Below are 18,338 nucleotides of genomic sequence, written 5' to 3'. Positions count from 1 at the left end.
CACGCTGGAGGGGCGCGGCGAGCCCGCCTGTGTGATCGGACGGCCTATCTGGCGAATGATCTACTGACCGGCCTCCCCGAACTCAGGTTCACCCCATCCGGCGCCGCGGTCGCCCGCTTCCGGATCGCGTCGCCACCCCGGCACCTCGCCCGGCAGAGCAACGAGTGGCGCGACGGCGAGCCGCTGTCCCGCGGGGCGCGGGTCATCGTGACCGGGCGGCTACGGCAGCGCACGTACGAGACCCGCGAGGGCGACAAGCGCACCGTCATCGAGATGGAAGCCGACGAGATCGGCCCGTCCCTGCGATATGCCACCGCGACCCTTCGCAAGATGGACCGCACCGCGGGTCGCACCGCCGTGGCCGCCTCGCCCGGTTCGGGCCGCACGGCCGACGACGACCCGTGGTCGGTCGCCGCGCCCGCGAGCTCCGGACATGCGGAATTCGATGACGAGCCGCCGTTCTAGCCATGACCGGCAACGGCGTGTGGATCGGCGCGAGCTACGTCACCGGGCGGCCCGTGCCGATCCACGAGCCGTACCGGCACATCTGCGCAACCACCGTCACCGGACGCGTGACCGGTCGCCGCTACCGCATCCAGCGCAGGCCCTCATGCGGCCGAGCGAGGCGCTGGAGCAGTTCGGGACGAATGTTGAGGAAATTGTACGAGAACCAGGACCGTGATCCGGAACTGTGGGTGGGTGAACGGCTGCGTCGGCGAGATTGTTGTGCACGATCCAGCTGTGTCGGAGTCCATGGCTGATTTTTACTCGATTGTGGACTGGTGATCCACCTGTGACGTGGCGCACTACTATCAACATAGCGGCTTAACATTAGCACCGTTGGTGTGTGCACGGCGGCTAAGAGTGATAGCGAGGTGTGAAGGATCTAGCTGGAACGCTCCAGTCGAAGGTCAGGAGCGCTCCGCGATCGCAAACCATGTTCAAATAGTTGCAGGCCCACAAGCTCGTTGCTTGCTACATCGATCACGCTCACCGACAAACAAATGGGCAGCACTGGTGATCGCGGCGCTCGCTGGCGGCCCGCAACGGCACAGCGAGCTCGTCCGCCGCATCGCCGGTGTCAGCCAGAAGATGCTCAGCCAGACCCTGCGCACACTGGAACGCGATGGCCTGCTCACTCGCACCGTGACCGCGTCGGTGCCGGCCCGCGTCGACTATGCGCTTACTCCGCTCGGCCACGACCTGTTCCCAATGATGGTCGCGATCAAGACCTGGGCAGAGACACACATGGACCGCGTCTTTCGCGCCCGCGCCCAGTTCGACGCACGGTAGTGAAGTCCGGTCGACGCTGACCTCCCGCCCTCGTGACCGGTTTAGCGAATCATCCCCCAGAGGCGCCCACGGTCCATAAGCCGCAATCAACTCGGCAGATGCGGACGCAGCCGACGACGGCTCAGAGTTCAGGTGATTTTGAAGGCACGAGCAGGACACGTGGACGTGGAGGAGCAATGCGGATCGGGGAGCTGTCGGCACGTACCGGGGCAAGCGCACGGTCGATCCGGTACTACGAGCAGCAAGGCCTGCTCACGGCCGTGCGCACGTCCAGCGGGCAGCGGGTGTTCCCAGAGGCGGCCGTCGAGCGGATACGCCTCATCCAGCGACTCTTCGACGCTGGATTGAACAGCAAGCGGATGTACGAACTGCTGCCCTGCATGACGAACCCCGACATCCGCACAGCTTGGCTCACCGACCGGCTGCGCGATGAGCGGGAACGGATGGTTGTCCAGTTGGCGCAACTCGCCCATGCCGTGTCGGCGCTCGACCAAATCATCGAGGACATGACCCTCGGGGACAAAGCCCAGCCGTCTGCGGCCTAACGCGGCTTGCCCTTGACACCGGTGTCACCTCCTACCGTGAGCCGGTGACCGCGACCCTCGCCACCGACCCGCCCATGGCACCTCTCCTGGAGCCCGTTACGTTCGCCGGGATGCCGCTCGTTTCCCGGATCGTCATGGCGCCGATGACTCGGAACCACGCGCCCGGCGGCGTGCCAGCACCAGCAGTAGCTAACTACTACCGGCGGCGCGCCGAAAATGGCATCGGGCTCATCATCACAGAGGGTGTCCTGGTCGGCCATCTCAGCGCGAGCCACGAGGACACCGTGCCGCGGATGACCGCCGGCCCCGCTGAGGTGAGCTGGCGGCGCGTGATCGACGGGGTCCACGATGCGGGTGGCCGGATCGCCGCCCAGCTATGGCATCTGGGTAGCTTGCGCGAGCCGGTCGACGGCCTGCCAGCCTGGACGCCGTCGGGCGTGCACGAGCCGAGACGGCCGGCGGGGCACGCAATGACGGTGGCAGACATTGATGAGCTGCTGGAGGCGTACGCGGAAGCCGCTCGCGTGGCGGCGCGGGCCGGATTCGACGCCGTGGAAATTCACGCCGCGCACGGGTATCTGCTGGACGAGTTCCTATGGCCATACACAAACCGCCGAGCCGACGCCTTCGGCGGCTCCCCGGCGCGGCGGGCGGGGTTCCCGGCCGCGGTCGTGCGGGCGGTGCGGTCACAGCTTCCTGCGGACTACCCGGTAATCGTGCGGTTTTCGCAGTTCAAGGAGCGCGCGTTCGACGCTCGCATCGCGGATACCCCGGCCGAACTCGCCGAAATCTTGACCGCGTTTGCGGACGCTGGCGCAAGCGCCCTGCACGCGTCGCAGCGTCGCTTCTGGGAGCCGGCCTTCGCCGGATCACCGCTGAATCTGGCCGGTTGGGCCAAGCGTCTCACCGGCCTGCCGTCGATCACGGTGGGGTCGGTCGGTCTGACGCGCGACTTCCTGCGCGTAGGTGGACCCGAGACGGTGTCGGGTTTGGTGGAGCGGCTGACAGGCGGCGAGTTCGACCTGGTCGCGCTGGGCCGTATCCTGCTCGCCAACCCAGGCTGGGCAACCCACGCGGCTGCGGGCCGCCTGGAGGCGATCGCCGACTACCGCAAATCACACGAGGAGCTGTACTACTAACCTGAGCTCAGGGCTGCTGGGCGTGAATGACCCGCTAATCAGGGCGACAAACCTGATCAGTCGTACCTCTGAAGCTCCGTCACCCAGTCATGAAGGTAATCCAGCTAGCGGATCTTGTAGTTGACCGCGAAAGGATATCGCTCGGACGCCCCTATTACTTGACGGCGACCCCGGCCTCCAGCCAGCACCCGGACGTCCCGAATCGATCACACCGACGGGCGCAATTTCGGTGGTCGATCGTCGCCGGCTCGTCGCGACTCGACGTGGGCCGGTGCGGCGATTTTCACGGCCCCGGCCCTTCAGCCAGCGGAGGGCAGCAGCCAGAAAGACTCCATGCGTCGGTCAACGCGCAGACATTGACTAGGAGCCTTTCTGGGGTCAACCTCGACCAAAATTTGCCGCGTTCACGATTCCATCAATAGAAGGGATACACAATCAGTCATACGGCGCAATCCGCTACATGTCCTTGCCGGAAGGAAACGGCGCCATAGTAATTCACCTTGGCGCAGTCCACGACATTGCCACTGATCAGAACGTCGCTGATTGGACCGCCTGCCGGATCGGCTCGGACCGCGAGAGCGTCACGTCCATTGATGCCATTAACCTGATTGCCGATTATCTCGACCGTCTGGAGAGGCGCATTCGGAACCGACTTAACATACACACCGCCAACACAATTCTCCACCACGTTATTCGCGATATGGACCGATTGTGCGTTCGCTGTCGCAATTGCATCCCAGCGCGCGTTGCGTACGGTATTACCTTCGATTCGCACACCAACATGGGGATGCGCAGCGTCAAACGTGTGCGATCCCGTCAGCTGACCCCAGCCAGGTTGTGAACCTGACGTATCACAGAGCGTACCAGAAATCAGGATATCGCGGCACGGCGTGGAATCACTGGCCCCGGACCACGTGTTGATGGAAGTAGGGAGGTCGAGCTGTACGGCTTCACCATGCCACAGGCCGTTATTCGGATCTGCAATCCAGCCCTTCAAATTGGAGTTCTTTACAGTACCGCGCCGAACACCGTTGAACTCGACCGCGTGCCACCATTTAACATTCCAGATCGTCGCGGCATCGATCACAACGTCGCTGCAGTGCGTAAGCGTCAGCACGTTCATGGCAGGCGCGCTGCCCAAGACGCCACGCTGGGCGAAGTCCCAAACTGGATCCCAGCTGCCGCCAGTAATAGCAATGTTGCCCGCTCCGGTATAGCCGGTCGCGCCAGACGGTACGTAGTTGATCAGCATCGTATGCTTGACGCCCGAAGTGGGAAATCTCGATACGATCCTAACACCAGTCACATCAAGATGAGTGTTGGCATAGATGACAAGTGGCGTGGTTAGCAGGTAAGTCCCGGCGCCTGGCTTTGCAATGTATCGGCCGAGTGAATCGCGGGCGCCAATACCGTTACGTGCATCATTAAGCCTAGCCTGGATCACGGAACCGCTGATGTAGTTCGGCAGCGCGGCGTTCACCTCGCTGGACGCAATTAGCTGCGCGCCAACAACGCCAACTGCAAGGCTTGCAGATCCTCTCAGCAAAGTACGGCGATCAAGTCGAATGGTTGATCCGCGACTTGTGAACATTTGTCTCCGCATCGGTTTAGTGGACGATGCCGCCTGCCTCCCTAGGGGCAGCAGACCAGCGATAACTGGAGCAGCCTTGCCTGATTTACAACGCTATTCATTCGACAAGTGTCGACTGGTTTGCTTCGACAGGCTTGATCAGCCCGTGGAGTGCTGGAATTGGGCGCAACGGTCGCGGGCAGGTCAACAGACTTGAAGTAACTCAAACAGACTTCGCGGACATGCCGTCGCGACAGACAATACGACGAGCCTGGGCGTTTGATCAAGTCGGCCGGTTCGTTCTCACGCCTCTAAAACCGCAGCACCGTGGACCCACCCCGTCGCCACGCCAGACGCTCGTAGCGTCGGGCTAACCCCTGCTCTACCTGCGCCGCAACCTATCCCAGGCGCCGCTGGCAGAATCGTTCGACTACTCCCCGCCGACTGCGTCGTGCCTGATCGGCCGAATTTCGCCGGTCGTCACCATCACCGAGCTGTCACACTTATGCCACCGTTTTATCATTGGCAGGGCTCGCACACGTGAGACACCCCGGAGCTCAGGCAAATCTATGATCAAACGATTGTCGAATGGTGATCAACTGATGGCGAGTTAATGGCGCAACCAGTGTCCATGCGAATTGCAACACCCTTGCACGGAAACTCTTGTCGGTTGGCGCGCCAGCAGCGTACGGTGCCGGGGTAGTTGTTACGTCAACCAAACTCCTCCTTGGGGGCGCATCGTCATGACCACAAGCACCGAATCGCACACCCGCAGCTGGGAAGGTCTAACCATTCCGACTGCGGGCACCTATGTCCTTGACCAGGCGCACAAGCGCGTCAGCTTCGCCGTCAGCCACATGGTGGTGAGCAGGGTCCACGGCACATTCGACGAGGCGGCCGCCACGATCGCAGTAGGCGAAGACCCCTTGGCGACGTCCGTCACCGCCACCATCGAGGCGGCAAGCATCGCGACTGCACAGGCCGGCCGCGATGAGCACCTGCGCAGTGGCGACTTTCTCGATGTCGACCAGTATCCGACGCTCGAGTTTCGCAGCACGGGCGTCAAGTCGCGCAGCGGCAACGAGTTCGTGATGTCGGGCGAGCTGACTATTAAGGGCGTCACTCGGCCGGTCGACCTGAAAGTTGAGTTCGAGGGCGTCGGCCGCAGCCCGTCCGGCAAGGACATCTTCGGGTTCATCGCCTCCACAGAGATCGACCGCGAGGACTTCGGACTCACCTGGAATGTTGCCCTCGAGACCGGTGGCGTGCTTGTTGGCAAGAGGATCAAAATCGAGATCGAAGGCGAGGCCATCCGCCAGCCTTGAGACGACTGGCGCCAACTGGCGTCTAACGCGAGCGCGTCGAAGGCGAAACGCAACCGCACCGATCCACGACGTCATCACGGAAATGTCATGAGCCAACCACCAAGCGGGCCGCAGGTCTAACTATGGTCCACTAAGGATGCGCTGATGACGCGGATGTCCATACTCAACAGTGGTCGTCGTGCAGGTTGTATCGGCCAGACCGGCACGGTCCCATAAAGGACGCCGGGCGGGATCCCCCCGTTTCCCGCCCGGCGCGACCGCTTCCGTGGGTTCAGCGTCTGAGCTGGCCCGTCACGGCCGCTGCCAAGAGCCGCAACTCCGCGACACGCAGGACCGCTCCCGCCGTGAGATAGCAGACAGCGAACCTGGTGGTCGAGCTGGTTGGCAGCGCATCGACGACCCGGACCAAGAAATTGGCCAAGGCGGCGCCGGCGAATACGACACCGCCGAGATCGGTGAAGATCCGGCGCGGTGCGCTGCGGCGAAGCAGCCCCACGACATCGTCCATGGCGTCGACGCAGTCGCCGTCGATATCACCATCCAGTCGCACGAACGCCTCGACGCCGTCGATGACCAAGCAGGGGGCGCCGAACTCGAAGTCGTGCCGCAAGATCACCATGTGCCCCGTCACCAAAGGCCCAGCTACAGCGGTCGGCACCGTCGCACCTCAGTCGCGTCCATGAACGGCCCTCGGCCCACTGCGATGCGCAGTTCCTCCCACCGCCTACTGATCGAGCACGGGCCATGGTCAGCGCGGGGACCCGACGCCGGGAGGGGTCGTACCAGCACGGCCGTCTCTGCGGGGCGCCAACGGCGGATAGACATGGCCCGGGCGGCTTTCCTCGGCTCCGGTGAGGCTGCCCCCAAAACGGTCGCTCAAAGACGTCCGCCGTGGTGTTCGACCTAAGCCTCATCTCCATGCTGACCTCGGCGTAGGGTTCACCTGCCCGGAACTGGAGCGGTCAGTCGTCCTCGCGGTCGCGGTCCTGGCGCAGCGCCCCTTCGAGCTGGTCCTCGAGAATGAGGATCCGGCAGGTCGAATCCGTCCGGAACCCGGGCCAGCATCGTCTTTAGGAAGTCACCCACGCCCGGCCGCGTATGAGATCACCTCGCCCTCCCACAGTCCCAGCCGCACTGCACGGTCGCCGACGTGCAGGGTGCCGCCAACCAGCTGGCCGACCTCGTCGTGCTCCGGGTTCCAACCGCTCAGCACTCCCGCGATCACCGAGGCGAAGGGCTCCTCGCCGGAGGCGTCCCGCCCGACCCAGCGGCCACCGTCGTAGCCGTAGTCGTAGGCCGACCGCCAGCCCTCGTCACCCGGATCCGTCGGCACGATCGTCAGGGACCAGTCGCTGCGCCCGTCGAACAGCAGGCCACGGCCGTCGTCCACGACGAGGTGGACCGGCCCTGTGGTGAGATCGACCGGGTCACCGGGCCAGTGCCAGGCCAGCCGCGTGACCGCGGCCAGGCGGCAACCGATCAGCATGTCCATCAGAATGGTTCGTCAGTTGCCTAGTAGCGACGGTTGGTGTCGTCGAACCGGCCTTGGCGCCACAGCACCGGCGAAACCGCCATGTGAGCCGTACGGGCAGGGATCGTTGCCCCCCGCATCATAGTATGTCGCTGTTCACACAGCTCTACGAGCCCGCAGCCAATCCGCCCTCGGTCCGCGATGTGCTCGATTCGTCGACCGCCACGACCGGTGGCGCGCCTCAGCACGAGTCAACGCACTGATTTGCCGCGTTGAAGGTTCGGAGGTACGGCCGACTGTCGTCGGCTTCGATGACAGTGGGCATGACGGGCGTCGCCTGTCAGTAGACGTACTGATCGCAGTCGAGCCACAGGTTGAGAGCAGCCAGTCGCCGCATCGTCGCCGCGGTGAGGTGGAAAGCGGGAGTTGTCACCAGGATGTCGCCGGCTCCGTCTCGTACGGAGCGCATCTCGATCACGACGTTGATCCCCGCCCGGAGTCCCAGCACCTGCTGTGCGTGCGCCAGCCCTTCGGAGTGAGGCTCGATGACATCGAGCACCTCCCTGAGAAGCAGCTCAGTGTCGTACTCATCCCGCTGCGGCACGTCGACGTACCAGCCGCTCGACCTGCGCACGCGCGGCCCAGTGCCGCCAACTTCAAGATCAGGTCGATGCCGCTGCCACCGTCATCACCGCTCTCGCAGCGGAAAACACGACGCTACGCAGGCAAGCTCTCTGAAAACCTCGACCCTCGTCGTTCCGCTTCAACACCGTTCAACAGCGCGAGCGTAGGTAGCGCCCCGAACACTGTGGCCAACGAGGGCTGTCTCATGAGACACCGGGGAGTCTGGAGAAGGACGGGTGGCGGCAACTGGCGTGGGTTCGCGAGAACCGGGTCCAGCTCCAGACCCGTAACGGCCATCCGATCGGGCTTCAGTTTCCTGACATCACCCGTGCTCTTCGCCCGCTACCGGCCAGGGTCGTTCTGGACGGCGAGCTGATCGTCTGGGACGAAGGACGTCAACGGTCCAGCTTCTCGCTGTTACAGCGCCGTGCCGCGGCCGGGAAGCGGGCACTCCAGCTTGCACGCCAGTTTCCCGCGCACTACGTCGTCTTCGATCTGCTCGCCGCCGGTGACCAGTCGCTGCTTCCGGCGCCGTTCGCCGAACGGCGGCAACTGCTCGAGCAACTGCTTGCCGACGTCCCGAACCAACTCGTCCTGTGCCCGCACAGCAGCAACCCCGCGGTCGCACGAGAGTGGATCGACACGTGGATCGAGACCGGGATCGAGGGCGTGGTCGCGAAGCGGCTCGATCAGCGATACCAGGCCGGGCGCAGCGGCTGGCGCAAACTGCGCGTCAGGACGACCGCGGAGGCCATCATCGGCGGTGTCACCGGCTGGCCCAACGCACCACAGACCGTCCTGATCGGCCGACTCGACTCCACCGGACGCCTGCGATACATGGGCCGGTCAACCCCGCTGACAGACGAGCAACGTGGCGAGCTCGCGCCGCTGTTGTCCCGGCCGGTCGCTCAACGCCGTGGAATGCCGGTCCAGCATCCGTGGCCGCAACCGCTGCCGGCCGCGTGGTCCGGGTCCTGGCAGCGCCCGGAACCACTCCGGTACGTGCAGGTGGAACCCGATGTGGTTGCCGAACTGCTTGTGGACACCGCGATTGAGCGAGGGCGCTACCGCCACCCGGTCCAGCACGTCCGAGCCCGCCGCGACATGTCGATCTACGACGTGGCCCTCTTTGGCGTTGACGAATAGCTCATCGACTCACTTGCGGCCTCGGGACCGCCCGTAGGCGAAGCACGTCGCGCACAGGTCGACCCACCGATTGCCCAGCGGGCTCAGAGCAATGAGCACGACGTCTGCGTTGCCGCCACATGCCACGCAGTGGCGTGGGCCGGCGCCGCGGGACGCGACGTCGAGATTTCCTCCTGAGACGAGCGGAAGCGCAGACGTCTCGATGCCGAGTAACGCCACGATCTCCGAGGCGGTCGGCTCATTCATGGTCTGTTGACGTCGACGTTTGTGGCGGGACCAGTAGTTGGGCCTTCTGCCCGGGCGATGCTGCGACGGTTGAGGGCGGTGATGATCGCCGGGTCGCTCAGGTCATCAGCGTCGAGGTCCTCGTCCAAGCCGCGCGCAGCTTCATCACGGAGCATCTCGGGCCACGCCACGTCGGCCGCGATGGCGGCCAGACGACGCGCCAGGGCGACACGGTCGATGCCGTTGTGCAAGGAAGCCACGACATAGGGCTCAGACCGGCCACGCCGCCAGTACGTCGGCGAGTCAGGGCAGAGTTGACAGGCGTTGACCAGCGGTTTCCCAGCCGATGCCCACGAGCCACCGGTGCCGCAGCAGGTCGCTCTCGCGTCGTCCATGCCCGCCCCTGTTCGAACACCCGTACGCGCATCAGCATGCCACGCCCCGTCGGCATTCGTCCTGGTAGTCAACTGGCGAGTCTTACGAGTTCGTCTCAGGCCTCGTCTCAGCCGCCCTTGGTGCGCTCTTTCTGGCCGGCTTCAAGGAGGCGGATCATCTCGGCGATGCGCTGAGCGCGTTGCTCCGGCCGGCGTTTAGTGCCGTCGATCCAACGCAGGTACGCGCGCCGGTAGAACTGAGCGAGCGCGTCGAAGAAATCGGCGGCTTGCGGGTCGGCGTCAAGCGCGGCAGCGATGTCGTCGGCGCGGTCGTCCCGTTGAGGCCCCTACGGCGGGATGCTGAGGGTGACGCTGTCGCCGGCGGCGAGGCCGCAGCCACGTAACCACGCGGGGCCGAGAGTTAAGCCATGCCCGTCGCCAACACGTTCCACGACGCCGCGGACTCCCATGCCGTTGACTGTGCCGTGGACGAGGTGTCGCGGTTTGCCACCCCAGATGGTGTCGGGATCGAACGGCACGGGGATGAGGACGTGTCCCCTGGGCGCGGCCGCGCCCAATCACGGACCACGGCGAGCGGCCGACCGTCGACCACGACGGTGACGAGCACCGCCGGGTATCCCGTGCCGTTGTCGCACACGTCGGGCACGGCGCGGATCAGGGTGCCGGTGGCGCGGTCCCAGATACGCATGCCGGGCTCGGGGCAACGCTCGTGATGTAGGACGCCGAGGTGACAGTCGAAGTCCTCGTGCTCCTCTGCGAGCGTGACCAGGACGTCGGCGCCGCCAACCACCGCCGGCGCGACGGCAGACGGCTGGTCGGCGGCGAATGTCTGCCGCAACGCTGGATCGGGTCCCAGGTCGGTTGTCCAGACGGTGCGCATTGACGGATGCTCCGCGGCCGGTCACCTCATGCCACCGCCGTGCTGGGCGGCCAATCGCTGGAGTCAACCGCCCATGGGCTCCAACGCACTCGCCTCAGCATTCGGCTACGGCCCTGACGATCCCCGCGATCACGGACCGTGACACGCGGATCGCGGCATGTGAGTGCGTTCGAAGAGGCTGGCCACTGAACCGTTTAGCATCCGACGGTGGTGTACCGGATTGAGCGGCATGAGCCGAACGTGTTGCAGCTGTTCAACGACGAGCGGCTGATCGATCAGGACGTCGAACAACAGGACGACACGTTGGCCGACATCGAACGCTGGGGTACCGGCGTCGCCTGGGCCGAGGACTACACCAGTATCGCCCGCTGGGACGCCGAGCCCATCGCCGACGATTGGCAGGTGTTGATCGGTGCGGCGTACCGGTACGTGTCGTGGCAGTTCGAAGGCGTGAGCGCATGGGACGAGATCGGACCGGACGGCTGGTGCAGTCGGCACGTCGAGATGGGGCCAGACGGACGCTACACGGCCGCGGCCGAGTCCTCTGCGGTGACCAACGCGAGGGACGCCGGCGGCACCAAGGCGGTCAGCGGCTACGAACTGGTGTACGGCGTCGTGCCCGAAGTGGCCTATGGTCCGGAGGCCGAGCCACATCTGACGCCGATCAACGCCCGCGCGTTCCACGACCAGTGGATAGCGGCGCGAAATGCGCTGGCCCCCGAAGGTCGTCCGACACCATGACGACGTCATCGCCGCACACTCGGCCGAACGGGTCGCAGCATGAGTGGACGCCGTCGCGCCACGCCGGGTAGTGAGCGTGGCGCGAACGGCAGACGCGTCGTGGCCGAGCTTCCGTTGCGGATCAGGGGACGATCACGACTCCGCCGCGCACGCCGCCTTGGGCCAGCCGCTTGTGTGCGGCCGCCGCGTCGGCGAAGGGGTACACGTCAGCGACCCGCAGCGGGATGTCGCCGCCGGTGACGAGTCTGACGAGTTCGCCCAGACGTCGTCCGTCCGGTAGTACCTCCAGCGCGAAGGTCCGGATGCCTCGCACCGGCTCCGGGCGAAGCGGGGGTGACGCGGCCACGTAGCCCCCGCCGTCCCGGATGAGGTCAAGCAGCGAGGAACCGATCACCGCCAGGTCGATGACCGCGTCGTACGTACCGGTCGGATCGCCGGAGCGCGACAGGAACGCCGCGCCCAGCGACTCGACGAACTCACGGTCGTCGGCCCGGGCAAATCCCGTGGCGTGCAGGCCGGCCGCTCGCGCCAGCGCCAGCGCCAGCACGAACCCACCGACCTGCCCGGCGGCGCCGGTGACGAGCACGGTCGAACCCTCCGCGAGTGCTAGCAGATCGAGGGCCAGCGCGGCGGCCAGGCCATTGGTCGGCAGAGTCGCGGCCTCGGTCGCGGGGACGCCGCCGGGCGCGGTCGTCAGCCAGGCAGCGTAGAGCACCACGTACTCCGCGTGGGCACCGACCGTGGTCTGCAGCCACGGCGAGAAGCCGATGACCTCGTCGCCGACCGTGAACTCCTCGACCGATGGGCCGACCGCGTCGACGCTGCCGACAACATCCCAGCCGGGCGTGTACGGCAGACCGGTCGGCAACGGGGCCGGGAACCGACCGGCCCGGACCATCAGATCGACCGGATGGACAACTGACGCCGCGACCCGCACCCGCACCTGGCCCGGTCCGGGCTCGGGCGTGGGCACGTCGGCCACGTGCAGGACGTCCGGGTCTCCGAACTGTGCATACCTGACTGCGCGCATTTCCGTCTCCTTCGTGGACCTCGTGATCGCCACGACCGTACGAATCGTAGGTACTGTGAGTAAGTAGGTACCGTGAAGTGCCTAGGGCACCAGAAGAGGGAAGATGGCGACGACCACCGCTGCGCAACGCCGCGAACAGGCCAGACGTGACTACGACGCGTTCCTCGCGGCTTGCCCCACCCGTGAGCTGCTGAGCAGACTCACCGACAAGTGGGTCGCCCTGGTGATCCCCGCGCTTGCCGACGGCCCGCAGCGGCACAGCGAGCTCGGCCACCGCATCGCAGGTGTCAGCCAGAAGATGCTCACCCAGACCCTGCGCACGCTGGAGCGCGACGGCCTGGTCACCCGCACGGTCACCGCCTCAGTGCCGGTCCGCGTCGACTACGAGCTCACGCCGCTCGGCCATGAACTGTTCCCGGTCATGATCGCGATCAAGAACTGGGCGGAGACGCACATGGATCGTGTCTTCGAAGCCCGGGTTCAGTTCGACGCACGCCCCTGAGACAGACGACACCGATCACTGCCGAAGCCGCAGCGACGATGTCCGCTCATCGGCATGAGCGGATGTGCGGCGAAGAGGCAGGGTTCGTTGCTCGATGCCAATCTTCTCTGGGGTCTGTGTCATCTCAACGAGTGCCCACGAGTGAGGGCCGATGCGGTCCAGCGGCGCGTCCCGGCTGGACTTGACTGTGCCGGCGATGGCTTCCAGAGCGCGCAGCGAGACGTCAAAGTTGTCCCGTCGGGTGGTCGCGCTCAATCTGCCCTGGACGTAGACCAGGACAGCTTCTTCCCGCTCACGTAGACGTCTTCTCGCATACGGCCGGTAGCGGCATCGGTCCACTCGTCGCTGCGGCTGTTGCCGGCGAGATCCGAACGGGCCAGTACGACGTAGTCCGTGCTCCTGGCGAGCGCATCCGTCACCTGGATGCGGACGTGGGCGACGTCGACCAGCTCCCGACCGGTGCGCACGCCGTCAGAGCCTGGCGCGACCACGAGGCTCACCGCTCCGGTGATCGCGACCAGGGCTGCGGCGGCGGTTCCCACCATCACCCGCCTGCGCCTGGCACGGCCGCGCAGCCGGCCGGTCATGCCTGGAGCGGAGTGGACGTCGGACAGTTCGTTGCGTAGCAGGGTGCCCAGTCGCCGGCCGAATTGGTCGTCATCGGTCATGGTGTGCCCTCGCAAAATTGGTGTTGTCATTGTCGGCCAGCTGGCTTCCACCCAAACCCAGCAGGCGCCGAAGTCCAGGTGCCGCCACCGGCGCCGGGAAGAGTCGTAACGCGCGGCGGTACTTGCCCCGCACCGGCAGTGCAGCCGGCGGCGACCTCGACGCAATCCGACGACGATGCCTTGATCGGTGAACGCCACCGTGTGCGCCGAAGCTGCGGGCAGCTGCAGGATGCGGTTGAACGCCGTGGTGAGTCGCACGTCAGCTCAACGACCCGATTGCGGCCGTCACATTCACACAACGCGATTCCTGCGGCGTCGGTCGCGCACGATTGGAGGCAGAAGAGTGCGCCGCGCACAAGCACCAAAGCCCGGCCCCACGATCATTGGCACGGGCGGAAATCCTGAACCGCGCCGTGTCGATAGGTAAATGGTGTCGCCGGTGAGGTCATACTGCCGCGTACGGTCGGCCTGAAGTTGTGAGTATCCGTCCCTGGCTTTCAGACCTACTATGGCAAAATGATCACGAAGGCCAAGGACGGCAAAACCTGGCGCATCGGGACGAGCGCCGAAGTCGCCTGGATCGCCGATAACACCTTCGCTGGGTTGACCATCGCTGCCGCCATCCCGCCGGTCTTCGATGCCTACGCCACGGTCGAACTGCCTGCCGGTGGCCACGGTCAGGAAGCCCATGACGAAGCCGTACTTGCGTTGCTGGCCGCGCAGTCTGGGGGCCAGCCGTGGTGGCTGGGCTTTCTCGACACTGGTGCCGATGACATCGTCTTCCCCGACGCGCCCAAAGTGACCTTGTACGCGGGGTGGTCCTACGTCCTGGTCGAGGCCGGGCTCGAGCAGGCCGCCACCTGGCGTCTGAGCGGAGAGTGGTCGTTTTGGAAAGGTCCCCTGCCGAGCTTGATGTTTCCGGCGGACCGCTCTTGGCCGGTGTCGACTCTGTGGGATGACGACTGGATGTGCATAGGTGGACCGACAGCGCTAGTTGACCGGTTCCTGCGCCACCCCGGTCTACAAGCCCGGCCGGTAACTCTCAGCCAAGATGCGACGCCTCCAGGTCGCCAGGGGATGTAGCAGGCGCCGGAGCTGAGAATCCAAGACGCACATCGCCATACAGCAGCTGTCTAACGTTGGTTGCAAATGGCACTGGTCGACTCGGTCCAGTCCAAGGTTGCCAACCACCTGCGGAGCACTGGGCGATAGGCAGCTTCCAGCCGCCGTGGCTGCTCAACCCGGCTGCGCTGATGGACCCCCTTCGGCCCATCCACCCACCACATCGGTACTCCGCCGCTGCCTTGAGGCGCCAAGCGATCTCGTGTCGGGGATCGCAGCCTCCCGGCCCATGGCAACCGCAGCGCAATGACGGCCGCCGGCTGGCCAGTCTCACCGCCGTCGTGGTGAAGGTCAGTGATGACGCGGAGCCTGACCGTCGCCCTGCGGCAGCGCGACGCCTCAGGCCAGGCCACCGCGGTCGGGGCGGGCACCGCCGAGGTCTTGCGCGTGCCCACCGCCGAAGACGCGCCTGCCAAGATAGGAGCCGAGGGCGCCCATTGCAGGCTCTTGGCCACCACCGGTGCGCCTAAGGACGCGTTTCGAGAAGCCGAGGTGGGGTTCGAAGCACGGAGCCGCAAACGAATCGCGTCAACAAGTAAACGTACCTAGGCTGGGCCCGTGACCGAGGCAGACCGCTGGAGGTAGCCGGATGGCGGCCGGAAACCTGGCATCAGAAGATCTGCCCGACATCGGGGCGCTTGTCCGGGGGTCGACAGCCCCGCTCTTCGTATTCTCGCCGGGCAGTCGCGGAACGACGTCCGAGACTCGGCGGAGCTCTTCCGCACTGCTCTCGACAACGTGGCGTCGAACTTTCCGATGCCGACAGCGCACAGTGGCGCCGCACCGCGGGCGACATTGTGGACGGACGAATCAGGCCCGCACATGGCGCTGAGAAGCTCTGGACGGCTTATCTGAAGGTTCGCGACAACGGGGACTTGGCGGCCTTTGTGGGCTCGATGTCCTTATTGGATCGTCTACCAGAGGATACCGAGCACATCGAGGCCGAAAAGGTCGCCGCTGCGCGAGAATTGCTGGCTCGGCCAGCACCTCGACGCTGGATCAAACTGATGGCCGTTCGAGGACGTTAACCGCGCACACCGCCTCCCGGACCTCCTTGCCCTTTGCCTAGACCTGAGCGCCACGTATTCATTGGACGCGACGGCCTGGTCAGTCCTGCAGACGAGCGACGACGCGGTGCGTCAGTGCGGCTAGCGTATCGATCTCCTCCGGCGTGAGGACGTCGATGAGGTGCTGGCGGACAGACGCAACGTGGCCAGGCGCAGCCGCGATGATCGCGTCATGACCTTTGCGCGTGAGGGTGAGCATGGAGCCGCGACCGTCGTCCGCGCACTCCTCCCGCTGCACCAAGCCGCGATCTTGCATGCGAGTTATGTGGTGGGAGAGCCGACTTTTCGACCAACACATGTGCGCCGCAAGATCACCCAGGCGCATCCGCTGACCCACTGCCTCGGACAGGTTCGACAGCACGTCGTAGTCCTGCTCGGAAAGGCCGCTCTGGCTCACGAGGTCCCGATTGATCCGCAGGTCGAGGAGAACCCGCATGCGGCGATAACCGACCCACGCCGCCTCCTCATGTTCAGTGAGCCACCGGGGTTTAGCCATGCCGACCAGACTACAAGGTCGTTGACATGTCACGAAGGTGGCTCTAGGTTAGTGACATGTCAACAACACGCTCGGGCCCGATCTCCGCGGCTCGTGCGCTCCTGACTGCACGTAGCTTCCCCAACGCCAGCACCGGTTTGCCAGCGGTTTCGGCGGCCAACCGTCCGCATGTGGTCGGCCGCTTCGGTGGGCCGCCTGGTGCTCCCGGTGGGCGCCAGAATTGGTCCTCTGTTTCTCGCGCCCAATGGCCCTGGAACCGGACCATTACGGTGCCAGCATTCTTGCCGTGGCACATCGCATGGCAGCCATCGAACAACTCGGCCCGTGGCTGCGGCACGAGTCCCTCGAAGTCGGCGCCGAGCTCGATAGGCGTATTTGGCAGCTCACAACGAGGTCGTGCACGGCACCGACCTCGCGGTGATCAGAGGGGCGCTCTCCCACAGCGGCGCGGAGCTCACCGCGCAGATCGTCCGGGACAGCACGGCATCGGTCGATTCGCGCGAGGCACACGGGGCGTCGTCGACACGCACCCGGGCAACGGCGTCGAGCCGATCAACCTCGGCGCACACCGACAACTTTGTTAGTCTTGACAAATCTAATTGTCGGTGCAACGGTTGTGTCATGTTCGACATCGCAGTGATCGAGGACCGGGCGGCGGCCGAGGCGTCGCTGGACCCGATGAGGGCCCGGCTGCTGGCCGCATTGACCGAGCCGGCGTCCGCGACAATGCTGGCCGCGCGGGTCGGTCTGCCGCGGCAGAAGGTCAACTACCACCTGCGGACCCTCGAGCAGCACGGGCTCATAGAGCTGGTCGCCGAGCGTCGCAAGGGCAACGTCACCGAGCGGGTCATGCGGGCCACTGCCGCGTCTTACGTGATCTCACCGGCCGCCCTGGCCGCGGTGCCGTCCGACTCAGCCGATGCGCCGGACCGGCTCTCCGCCCGATGGCTGCTCGCGCTGGCCGCCCGTCTCGTGCGGGACGTCGGCGCGCTGATCACCGGTGCGGACCGCGCCAACAAGCGGGTCGCCACATTCGCCGCTGACGCCACCGTCCGGTTCGCCACGGCGGGTGATCGGGTCGCGTTCGCCGAAGAGCTGATAACCGCCATCAACGGCCTCGTTGCCAAGTACCACGACGAGGCCGCCCCAGGCGGCCGCGAACATCGCGTCGTGGTCGCGCTGCACCCCACTGTCAACCATCGCACCGACACGGAAAGGCCCTGACCATGGGACACCCATACGAGCTGTCCAAGGAAATCGAGCTAGCCGCCACGCCCGGTCAGGTGTGGGAGGCGATCGCCACCGGTCCTGGTGTGGACTCCTGGTTCATGGGGCGCAACGAGGTGGAGCCGCGCGAGGGCGGCCGATCCAGCCTCACCATGGCCGGCAACACCAGCGAGGCGACGGTCACCGCTTGGGAGCCCGGCAGGCGGTTCGCGACGCGCACCGAAACCGGCCCGGACGGCGGCTTCATGGCTATCGAGTACCTCATCGAGGGCCGCGACCAGGGCTCCACCGTGCTGCGGATGGTGCAGAGCGGGGTTCTCGGCGACGACTGGGAGACCGAGTACGACGCGATGACGGTCGGCTGGGACATGTTCCTGGACACGCTGGCCGCGTATCTCCAGCACTTCCCGGGCCAGAGCGGCGTCCCGGTCGAGGCGTACCGAGCCGACGTCGGCACTGCGGACCAGGTCTGGGCTGCGGTCGCAGGTGCCTTGGAAATCTCCGGCCCCGTCACCGACGGGGCGAAGGCCCGGATCAACCTCGACGGTGTGCCGCCGATCGAGGGTGTCGTCGACCTCTCCCGGCTCCCGACCTACGTCGGCGTCCACACCGACGACGCGCTCTTGCGGTTCGTTCTCTCTGGCGCCGAGCGCGGCCACGTCCTGCTTCTAAGTCACCACCTGTTCGCCGCCGACCAGGATCGGGCCCAGGCCGAGCAGGCCTGGCAGAGCTGGTTGAACGAGCTACCCATCAGCTGACCCTGCGCGTCAGCCGTGCAAGCTGCGCGCCTCGCCGAGCACAGTTCGCCCCGAACCTTGTCCCCGAACCGCGCGGAGACCATGCGCGGTGACCTTCCTTGGGAGGTGCGTTGC

General features: G+C 65.7%; 22 protein-coding genes and 1 pseudogene. 13 read left to right on the top strand and 10 right to left on the bottom strand.

What is annotated here, in order from left to right; genetic code table 11:
* Window positions 1–27 precede the first annotated feature (27 nt).
* The 4 genes from BLV39_RS39355 (at window position 28) to BLV39_RS39340 (ending at window position 2,977) form a co-directional block, all read left to right on the top strand.
* A complete protein-coding gene (locus BLV39_RS39355) occupies window positions 28–465 on the top strand; it encodes a single-stranded DNA-binding protein (protein WP_090804163.1) in 438 nt (145 codons plus the stop codon).
* A 333-nt stretch (window positions 466–798) separates the two neighbouring features.
* A complete protein-coding gene (locus BLV39_RS45025) occupies window positions 799–1,293 on the top strand; it encodes a winged helix-turn-helix transcriptional regulator (RefSeq protein WP_308442733.1) in 495 nt (164 codons plus the stop codon).
* A 176-nt stretch (window positions 1,294–1,469) separates the two neighbouring features.
* Window positions 1,470–1,838: a MerR family transcriptional regulator gene (locus BLV39_RS39345; protein WP_090803961.1), complete on the top strand. Its 369-nt coding sequence runs from the start codon at window positions 1,470–1,472 to the stop codon at window positions 1,836–1,838.
* Window positions 1,839–1,882: 44 nt separating this feature from the next.
* Window positions 1,883–2,977: an oxidoreductase gene (locus tag BLV39_RS39340; RefSeq protein ID WP_090803959.1), complete on the top strand. Its 1,095-nt coding sequence runs from the start codon at window positions 1,883–1,885 to the stop codon at window positions 2,975–2,977.
* Between the two features lie 439 nt (window positions 2,978–3,416).
* Here BLV39_RS39340 and BLV39_RS42720 read toward each other — a convergent pair whose 3' ends face one another.
* On the bottom strand, window positions 3,417–4,457 hold the full coding sequence (locus BLV39_RS42720) for a glycoside hydrolase family protein (protein WP_143050103.1): 1,041 nt from the start codon (window positions 4,455–4,457) through the stop codon (window positions 3,417–3,419).
* A gap of 833 nt (window positions 4,458–5,290) precedes the next feature.
* On the opposite strand from BLV39_RS42720, the gene BLV39_RS39335 reads away from it, so the two are divergent.
* Window positions 5,291–5,872: a YceI family protein gene (locus tag BLV39_RS39335; protein ID WP_090803956.1), complete on the top strand. Its 582-nt coding sequence runs from the start codon at window positions 5,291–5,293 to the stop codon at window positions 5,870–5,872.
* Window positions 5,873–6,143: 271 nt separating this feature from the next.
* Here BLV39_RS39335 and BLV39_RS39330 read toward each other — a convergent pair whose 3' ends face one another.
* The 3 genes from BLV39_RS39330 to BLV39_RS39320 all read right to left on the bottom strand — a co-directional run bounded on the left by BLV39_RS39330 (window position 6,144) and on the right by BLV39_RS39320 (window position 7,977).
* Window positions 6,144–6,491, bottom strand: coding sequence for a hypothetical protein (locus tag BLV39_RS39330; RefSeq protein ID WP_143050102.1), 348 nt, complete (start codon window positions 6,489–6,491; stop codon window positions 6,144–6,146).
* A 459-nt stretch (window positions 6,492–6,950) separates the two neighbouring features.
* Window positions 6,951–7,364, bottom strand: a complete 414-nt coding sequence (locus BLV39_RS39325; RefSeq protein ID WP_090803950.1) for a hypothetical protein — start codon at window positions 7,362–7,364, stop codon at window positions 6,951–6,953.
* Between the two features lie 319 nt (window positions 7,365–7,683).
* Entirely contained in the window at window positions 7,684–7,977 is a 294-nt protein-coding gene (locus BLV39_RS39320) for a DUF4279 domain-containing protein (RefSeq protein WP_090803948.1), read from the bottom strand.
* A 188-nt stretch (window positions 7,978–8,165) separates the two neighbouring features.
* On the opposite strand from BLV39_RS39320, the pseudogene BLV39_RS45265 reads away from it, so the two are divergent.
* Window positions 8,166–8,636: pseudogene (locus BLV39_RS45265) on the top strand (ATP-dependent DNA ligase); the annotation flags it as partial.
* Window positions 8,637–9,113, top strand: a complete 477-nt coding sequence (locus BLV39_RS44630) for a hypothetical protein (RefSeq protein ID WP_239084049.1) — start codon at window positions 8,637–8,639, stop codon at window positions 9,111–9,113. It begins immediately after the preceding pseudogene.
* A 242-nt stretch (window positions 9,114–9,355) separates the two neighbouring features.
* On the opposite strand, the gene BLV39_RS39310 is transcribed toward BLV39_RS44630, so the two are convergent.
* The 3 genes from BLV39_RS39310 to BLV39_RS45255 form a co-directional block, all read right to left on the bottom strand.
* Window positions 9,356–9,589: a hypothetical protein gene (locus BLV39_RS39310; protein WP_090803943.1), complete on the bottom strand. Its 234-nt coding sequence runs from the start codon at window positions 9,587–9,589 to the stop codon at window positions 9,356–9,358.
* Between the two features lie 251 nt (window positions 9,590–9,840).
* Window positions 9,841–10,029: a YdeI/OmpD-associated family protein gene (locus tag BLV39_RS45260; protein ID WP_204083000.1), complete on the bottom strand. Its 189-nt coding sequence runs from the start codon at window positions 10,027–10,029 to the stop codon at window positions 9,841–9,843.
* 30 nt (window positions 10,030–10,059) lie between these two features.
* Window positions 10,060–10,251 (bottom strand): DUF1905 domain-containing protein, encoded by a 192-nt coding sequence (locus BLV39_RS45255; RefSeq protein ID WP_204082986.1) that lies wholly within the window; start codon window positions 10,249–10,251, stop codon window positions 10,060–10,062.
* A gap of 209 nt (window positions 10,252–10,460) precedes the next feature.
* On the opposite strand from BLV39_RS45255, the gene BLV39_RS45250 reads away from it, so the two are divergent.
* Entirely contained in the window at window positions 10,461–10,616 is a 156-nt protein-coding gene (locus BLV39_RS45250; protein WP_176985320.1) for a hypothetical protein, read from the top strand.
* Between the two features lie 204 nt (window positions 10,617–10,820).
* Complete coding sequence (locus BLV39_RS39300) at window positions 10,821–11,354, top strand: hypothetical protein (protein WP_090803940.1); 534 nt, start codon at window positions 10,821–10,823, stop codon at window positions 11,352–11,354.
* A gap of 121 nt (window positions 11,355–11,475) precedes the next feature.
* On the opposite strand, the gene BLV39_RS39295 is transcribed toward BLV39_RS39300, so the two are convergent.
* Entirely contained in the window at window positions 11,476–12,384 is a 909-nt protein-coding gene (locus BLV39_RS39295; RefSeq protein WP_090803937.1) for an NADP-dependent oxidoreductase, read from the bottom strand.
* A gap of 103 nt (window positions 12,385–12,487) precedes the next feature.
* On the opposite strand from BLV39_RS39295, the gene BLV39_RS39290 reads away from it, so the two are divergent.
* Complete coding sequence (locus BLV39_RS39290; RefSeq protein WP_090803935.1) at window positions 12,488–12,886, top strand: winged helix-turn-helix transcriptional regulator; 399 nt, start codon at window positions 12,488–12,490, stop codon at window positions 12,884–12,886.
* Between the two features lie 251 nt (window positions 12,887–13,137).
* On the opposite strand, the gene BLV39_RS42710 is transcribed toward BLV39_RS39290, so the two are convergent.
* Entirely contained in the window at window positions 13,138–13,812 is a 675-nt protein-coding gene (locus BLV39_RS42710; RefSeq protein WP_143050100.1) for a hypothetical protein, read from the bottom strand.
* Between the two features lie 258 nt (window positions 13,813–14,070).
* Between BLV39_RS42710 and BLV39_RS44620 the strand changes: the two genes are divergently transcribed.
* Window positions 14,071–14,637 (top strand): hypothetical protein, encoded by a 567-nt coding sequence (locus BLV39_RS44620; protein WP_239084048.1) that lies wholly within the window; start codon window positions 14,071–14,073, stop codon window positions 14,635–14,637.
* A 1,146-nt stretch (window positions 14,638–15,783) separates the two neighbouring features.
* Here BLV39_RS44620 and BLV39_RS39275 read toward each other — a convergent pair.
* Window positions 15,784–16,239, bottom strand: a complete 456-nt coding sequence (locus BLV39_RS39275; protein ID WP_090803930.1) for a MarR family winged helix-turn-helix transcriptional regulator — start codon at window positions 16,237–16,239, stop codon at window positions 15,784–15,786.
* Window positions 16,240–16,860: 621 nt separating this feature from the next.
* On the opposite strand from BLV39_RS39275, the gene BLV39_RS39265 reads away from it, so the two are divergent.
* Window positions 16,861–17,463, top strand: a complete 603-nt coding sequence (locus BLV39_RS39265) for an ArsR/SmtB family transcription factor (RefSeq protein ID WP_176985319.1) — start codon at window positions 16,861–16,863, stop codon at window positions 17,461–17,463.
* A gap of 2 nt (window positions 17,464–17,465) precedes the next feature.
* On the top strand, window positions 17,466–18,224 hold the full coding sequence (locus BLV39_RS39260) for an SRPBCC family protein (RefSeq protein WP_090803926.1): 759 nt from the start codon (window positions 17,466–17,468) through the stop codon (window positions 18,222–18,224).
* Window positions 18,225–18,338: the final 114 nt, after the last annotated feature.

This window comes from Asanoa ishikariensis, from assembly GCF_900107455.1.
Taxonomy (GTDB): domain Bacteria; phylum Actinomycetota; class Actinomycetes; order Mycobacteriales; family Micromonosporaceae; genus Asanoa; species Asanoa ishikariensis.
The sequence above is the reverse complement of the archived record's forward strand: the minus strand, read 5'-3'. Positions and strand labels throughout refer to the sequence as shown.

Coding starts and splice junctions, on each gene's coding strand:
- BLV39_RS39345 (WP_090803961.1), top strand. CDS start 1,470: ATGCGGATCGGGGAGCTGTCGGCACGTACCGGGGCAAGCGCACGGTCG.
- BLV39_RS39335 (WP_090803956.1), top strand. CDS start 5,291: ATGACCACAAGCACCGAATCGCACACCCGCAGCTGGGAAGGTCTAACC.
- BLV39_RS39330 (WP_143050102.1), bottom strand. CDS start 6,491: ATGGTGATCTTGCGGCACGACTTCGAGTTCGGCGCCCCCTGCTTGGTC.
- BLV39_RS39325 (WP_090803950.1), bottom strand. CDS start 7,364: ATGGACATGCTGATCGGTTGCCGCCTGGCCGCGGTCACGCGGCTGGCC.
- BLV39_RS39295 (WP_090803937.1), bottom strand. CDS start 12,384: ATGCGCGCAGTCAGGTATGCACAGTTCGGAGACCCGGACGTCCTGCAC.
- BLV39_RS39290 (WP_090803935.1), top strand. CDS start 12,488: ATGGCGACGACCACCGCTGCGCAACGCCGCGAACAGGCCAGACGTGAC.
- BLV39_RS44620 (WP_239084048.1), top strand. CDS start 14,071: ATGATCACGAAGGCCAAGGACGGCAAAACCTGGCGCATCGGGACGAGC.
- BLV39_RS39275 (WP_090803930.1), bottom strand. CDS start 16,239: ATGGCTAAACCCCGGTGGCTCACTGAACATGAGGAGGCGGCGTGGGTC.
- BLV39_RS39265 (WP_176985319.1), top strand. CDS start 16,861: ATGTTCGACATCGCAGTGATCGAGGACCGGGCGGCGGCCGAGGCGTCG.
- BLV39_RS39260 (WP_090803926.1), top strand. CDS start 17,466: ATGGGACACCCATACGAGCTGTCCAAGGAAATCGAGCTAGCCGCCACG.